Origin of the sequence: uncultured Lamprocystis sp. (assembly GCF_903933125.1) — a bacterium.
Classification (GTDB): Bacteria; Pseudomonadota; Gammaproteobacteria; order Chromatiales; family Chromatiaceae; genus Thiodictyon.
The window spans coordinates 1-5894 of sequence record NZ_CAIZIZ010000231.1 but is presented as its reverse complement, the minus strand read 5'-3'; the positions used below and the strand labels follow the sequence as shown (position 1 = coordinate 5894).

4 protein-coding genes and 1 pseudogene are annotated in these 5894 nt (G+C 62.6%); all 5 read right to left on the bottom strand.

All coding sequences use genetic code 11. From position 1 onward, the window contains the following. Window positions 1-140: 140 nt before the first annotated feature. Window positions 141-1142 (bottom strand): annotated as a pseudogene (locus QZY03_RS11495) (nickel-dependent hydrogenase large subunit); the annotation flags it as partial. Between the two features lie 65 nt (window positions 1143-1207). Next, window positions 1208-2341 carry a Ni/Fe-hydrogenase cytochrome b subunit gene (gene hybB, locus QZY03_RS11490; protein ID WP_295581113.1) on the bottom strand — a complete coding sequence of 378 codons (1134 nt, stop codon included), beginning with the start codon at window positions 2339-2341 and terminating at the stop codon, window positions 1208-1210. Continuing rightward, window positions 2334-3356: a hydrogenase 2 operon protein HybA gene (hybA, locus tag QZY03_RS11485; protein ID WP_295581111.1), complete on the bottom strand. Its 1023-nt coding sequence runs from the start codon at window positions 3354-3356 to the stop codon at window positions 2334-2336. The genes hybB and hybA overlap by 8 nt, the downstream gene beginning before the upstream one ends. 18 nt (window positions 3357-3374) lie before the next feature. Next, complete coding sequence (locus QZY03_RS11480) at window positions 3375-4568, bottom strand: hydrogenase small subunit (protein ID WP_295581109.1); 1194 nt, start codon at window positions 4566-4568, stop codon at window positions 3375-3377. Between the two features lie 539 nt (window positions 4569-5107). After that, window positions 5108-5752, bottom strand: coding sequence for a hypothetical protein (locus QZY03_RS11475; protein ID WP_295581107.1), 645 nt, complete (start codon window positions 5750-5752; stop codon window positions 5108-5110). Between the last annotated feature and the right edge of the window lie 142 nt (window positions 5753-5894).

Below are 5894 nucleotides of genomic sequence, written 5' to 3'. Positions count from 1 at the left end.
TGGTGCGCCGCACCAGTTGGGCGGCGGCGAATTTCGTCAACTCAACCGCAGACCCGGACGCCCTCGTTATTTCCCAGCGGGACTGGGAACGCTTGCTGGATCAACTGGCCTCGACGGCCTGAAATGGCCAAAGTCGAGCTGTGCTTGATGCTCTCCTTGACGTTATGCTCGAAATACGGGTCGCCGAAATGGGTGATCTGGTGCAGTCGGCTAAGATCGGCCTGGGGAATATAGCCGCCCGGCATGGCAAAGTCGGTGCCCTTCGCATCGCGTGGAAAATCGGGCGCGGACAGATAGTCGGTGACGCCCTCGCCATAGGGCAGCCAATCCGCGTAGAGCCCCGCGATGGCGGTGACATCGGGCAGATAGACCTCCCGGACGAACCCCCCCAACTCAGTTATGAGCGTCCGGACATAGGCGAGTCGCTCCATATTCAGCGCGGACTGTTCGTCCGGGTTGATGGCGTTAGCAACACCACCGACCGCGAGATTCTGGATATGCGGAGTCTTGCCGCCCAGGATGGCGACAATCTGGTTGGCCCGGCGTTGATAGTCGAGCGCCTCCAGATAATGAGCAACCGCCATCAGATTGGCCTCGGGGGGCAGCTTCATGGCCGGGTGTCCCCAATAGCCGTGGGCAAAAATCCCGAGTTGCCCGTTATCGACGAATTTCTTGATGCGCGTCTTCACCGCGGTAAACTGTTCAGCGCTGTTGTTGGGCCAGTTCGACAGCCCTTGCGCGAGCGTCGCGGCGGCCCGGGGGTCGGCGTCCAGCGCCGACACGACATCCACCCAATCCAACGCCGACAGTTGATAAAAATGCACGATATGGTCATGGATCCCATGGGCAGCCATGATCAGGTTGCGGATCAACTGGGCATTCAAGGGGATCTCGAGGCCCAGGGCGTTTTCCACTGCGCGCACCGAACAGATCGCATGGACCGTGGTGCAGACCCCGCAGATGCGTTGGGTGTAGAGCCAGGCATCGCGGGGATCGCGGCCGATCAGGATGGTCTCGATCCCGCGCCACATCTGACCGCTCGACCAGGCGTCGACGACCTTGCCGTCGCGGATGTCGCAATCGATCCGCAGATGTCCCTCGATACGGGTCACCGGATCGACAGAAATGCGCTTGGTGCTCATCGGGGTCTCCAGTTGGTTGCGGGGGCGGCGCCTGCGGCCGTCCCCCGCCAGGTATCGATCAACGGTTATGGTTTGGCGGCCAGGACCGGCGTCTTCTTGACGAAGAACAGATAGGCCATGACCCCGATCGCGACGAAGCCCAAGGTGATCATCTGTTCGCCGACCGCCGGAAAATAGTGCCAGCCCGGACCAGGGTCATAGGCGATCAGGAAGGCATTGAACCGATAGAGAGCACCACCCAGCACCACCGCCAGCGCGCTCCAGAAGAGCGCGGTGGGGCGGATGCGCCGCCGCGGCTCCAACAGGATGACGGTGGCATAGATGAAGAGCGCCGCTTCCAAGGCGAACAGGATGGGTTCGGGTCCCGGCTGTAACAGCAATCCGAGCTTGCCGACGAGCGCGAGATCGCCGATACGCAGCACCAGCCAGGCGATCAGCAGCCAGGGGATGACCGCGCCGATGCGCGCAAGCATCTTGGTTTCGAGCCGGCGGCCAAGGTTAGCCGAGGCGTAGAGCGACTCGAAGACCACCATCCCATAGCCCATGGCGATGGCCGTGATCAGGAACAGCAGGGGGATCAGGTTGCTTTGCCAAAGCGGATGGACTTTATACCCGGCGATGATCAGCAGCGACCCGAGCGAGGACTGGTGCATGGTCGGCAACAGGATACCCACGCCGATGAAGAAGAACAGGATGTGACGCATCAGCCGCAGCAGCCGGTTGGCCTTCATTGCCTCCAGGATGGTGGGCGAAAACTCGATCCACAGCACCAGGGTATAGGTGGTCACGCACAGCGCGACCTCCAGCATCACCGAGCCGAGATTGATGTATTGCGGCAGAAAGACGTTATAGAGATTCCAGTAGCGCCCGACATCCACCACGATGGATACCCCCGCCAAGGTATAGCCGAAGACGCTGGTCAGGAGCGCCGCCCGGATCATCGGGTGGAATTGACAGCGGTGGAACACATAAACCAGGATGGCCATTGCGTAACCGCCGCAGGCCAGGGCGGTGCCGACGACCACGTCATAGGTGATCCACAGCCCCCAGGGGAAGCCGTCGCTGAGATGGGCGATGTCGCCGATCCCGAAGACGAAGCGGCGCACCAGGAAGTAACCCCCGATCAGCGCCAGGATCCCCATGAAGTAGAACTGAGTGGTCAGCAGTTTGCCACCCACCGGACGGTAGACCTCAGTCATGGCGGCGCTCCTCCGGTTCGCTGGCCGGATCGGTCGGGGTCGCGCGATCCTCGCAGCCCTCGCGGATGTTGCGGAAGACCGCGTAGACCAGTCCGCCGAACAATAGCGTGGGCGCGAACATGCCCTGGTAGAGGGTGTGCTGCATGGTCTCGGAGAGTCGCGCGCGCGACTCCTCGCCCAGTGGCGGCAGTCCAAGCCGATCGAAGGGCACGCCCGCCATCAGCAATTGCTGGGTGCCGCCCGTCTCGGTCTCGCCGTAGATGCTCGGCACATAGCCGGTCACCGTGGCCGTGCGTTGCTCGCTGCCATCCAGGCTGTGGATGGGGTAGTCCTGGGTCTCGCCGGGCCGGAAGCCAAGACGCCGGTGGCCCTCGGCCAGCAGCTCGGTCACCGGCCCAAACAGACAGGCCCCGGTGGGGCAGGCCGCGGCGCAGGCCGGTAGGTCGCCCTGCGCGACGCGGTCGGCGCACAGTTCGCACTTGACGATCTTGGGGAAGGGTTTGTCGTACTCGAACTTCGGGACGTTGAACGGACAGGCCAATTGACAATAGCGGCAGCCGATGCAGGCGTCAGGGTTGTAGCGGACGATACCGGTCGTGGGATCCTTGGTCAGGGCGCTGACCGGACAAGCCGACACGCAGTTGGGGTCGACGCAGTGCATACAGGCGCGTTTGACGAAGCTGAAGCCACCGTGGCTCGCGTCGCCCGTCGCACACAGCTTGATCTTGTTCAGGGTGCGGCTGTTCAGGTCGTCCGGAGCATCCCACACCCCGCTCACGCCATGTGCCTCCTCGACGCCCGAGTCGTGGTCCATCGGCATCTGGTTGGCGGCCTTGCAGCCAACCTCGCAGGCCTTGCAGCCGATACAGAGCGTGGCGTCGTAGAGGAGGCCGATCGCCCCTGACGGCAGTGCCTTCGGGAGACGCGCCTGGGCCGGTCCGGCGGCGAGCGCGGTCGCCGCCCCCGCGGCCCCGACCGCCATGATCTTGAGAAAATCGCGACGATTGCTGTTCATGGGATGCCTCCGGCCGGCTTAGGCCTCATCATCCGTGGTTGACGTGGATTGGCTCTCCGCCTGCTTGAGTTGTTGGCTGGCCCCCAGGGCATAGACCAGGGCCCCGCCGCCGATCGCGCCCGCGACCGCCGCCGAGGCCAGGGTCACGCCGCCGGGATGCTCGGTGAAGACCCCGGGGAAGAGCGAGTTGGGAGTCACCGACAACACCTTGGCCTGTTCATGCAGCGCCTTGTGGAAACCCACCCCCTGTTCGGCGCAGCCGAAGCAGGGATGGCCGATCCCCACCGGCCAGGTGTTGGCGCCGACATCGCCGAACTGGATCGCCGGGCAGTTGGCATAGGTCTCGGGGCCTTTGCAGCCCAGTTTGTACAGACACCAGCCCTGGCGATGGCCGGCATCGCCGAACTCCTTGGCAAAGCGCCCGGCATCGAAGTGTGGTCGGCGCTCGCAGTTCTCGTGGATCAGCCGTCCATAGGCGAACTTGGGGCGGCCCTTGGCATCGACCTCGGGCAGCCGATGCAGGGTCAGGTAATAAAGCAGGGTCGCGAGCAGGTTGTACGGGGAGGCCGGACAACCCGGCAGCGTGATGACCGGCAGGACGCTGCCGTCCGCCTTGAGGATCCCCTCCAGTCCCAGCGCCTCACCCAATCCAACCGCGCCGGTGGGATTCGGCGCGGCGCTCTGCACGCCGCCCCAGGAGGCGCAGGAGCCAATGGCGACCGCCGCGGCCGCATGCGGGGCGATCGCGTGCAGCATGTCCTGGGGCGTCCGGCCGGCGACCTTGCAGAAATTGCCGTGGTCCGCGGTTGGCACCGACCCTTCGACCACCAAGATGAACCGGCCCTGGTTCTGCACCATGGCGTCATGCAGCGCCTGTTCAGCCTGCTGGCCGGCCGCCGCCAGCAGGGTCTCGGAGTAGTCCAGCGAGATCAGGTCGAGGATCAGGCCCTCGACGGTCGGATGGGTCGCCCGCAGCAGGGACTCAGTGCAGCCGGTGCATTCCTGAAAATGCAGCCAGATCACCGAGGGCCGGGCCGACGGCCGATCCAGCGCGGCCACGACCCGACTGGTCATGGCGAACGGCAGACCCATGGCCGCGGTGATGCCGAGTGCGAACTTCACGAAGCCGCGTCGGCTGATGCCGCGGACCTCCAACTGATCGGCCAGGAAGGGACCAATCGCCTGCGCAATTGCCCGAGGTTCGATGTTCATGCGTGCTGCCCCGCCTTACGCCTCGAAGGAATCACGACCTGCTTGGGATTCCAGATACTTGGGGCTCTCCTCGGGACCGCTGGCGGTCGGCGTGTCGCCCCGACACGTAAACGCGAACAGATGCTGTCATTGACAATTATCAATAATATAAGAATATAACTAGATTCTGATGTTCTGCTAAGCTAGGTATAGACCGGATCTGCCAGGTTGTCCAGTGTCGGATTTATGCCCAAACGGTGGCGGTCCGAACGAAGGGATCCGAATCTACGGAGCGGGTGGGTGGTGAGTGGATTGCCGGGCGAGGGTCTTGATCTGACTGGCCTTGATCGTCGTTTCGGCCAGGCGCCGTCGTAGGGTGGACAAGCGCAGCGCAGTCCACCAGCGGTGGCGCGGGATTCGGTGGACTGCGCTATCGCTTGTCCACCCTACGGCCGGAACCTTGATCGAGGCCGACATGCCCGGCCGGCGGGTCGGCTTCAAGTGCGGCATGGTGCCGGGGTTCGCAATCCTGCTGCCGTCACCCGGCCAAGCACTGGCAATTACGATTGCCTGGTGGTTTCCCGCAGTGTAATCTCAAGCAGGGCATGACGCCGCCGGGCGTCCTCGATCAACCCGTCGGGATCATCCTGGTAGTCCTGGCTGAGCGCGAAACAGGCCGCGATCGTGTCACGGATGTGCATCCCCTCCTGAACGACTTCGCTGGGCATCAATTGCGCAAATTGTTCGCGATATTGTCCGGTCAGCAAGTCATCGATGGTGGCGCCCGGCAGCAATTGTCCTTTACGATTGATCCAGCCCATCTCAAGCAATTGTGTAACGAACGACGGCACCTGCTTACCGAGTCCCAGGGTCTTGAAATAACCGCCGACTTTGGCGGTAAAGCGTCGGCTCACTTCCTTGGCAATCAGTTTGACCACCAATTTATCGAGGTCAGCGCTCAGTTTTTGATATTCAACCAGGTCACTGCGCCCCTGTTGCGCCCGTTCCAGCACTTCGCTGGGCACGATGTGAATCGAAATTTCCATGATCTTCTGCGCTTCATCCGTGAGTGTGCATTGCATGTCCATGCACACGCCCTGCATCTCGCGGATCAGTCTGCGGCGTTGTTCCGGCGCGCTGTTCGCCGTGAGTCGTTCGGCGTGCCGCTCCATGTCCATGATAATATTGACCAGGTTGGAGCCCATTTGGCTCTCTGGGATTTCCCGTGGCAATTTACCGTAACATAATCAATAAGATATTGTGCATCGTCAAAATTTACTGACCCCTGTCATGGTCGGCACTGCCGCACCGTAATGCGTTGATTTTTCAAGCATACAGCTTGTACCC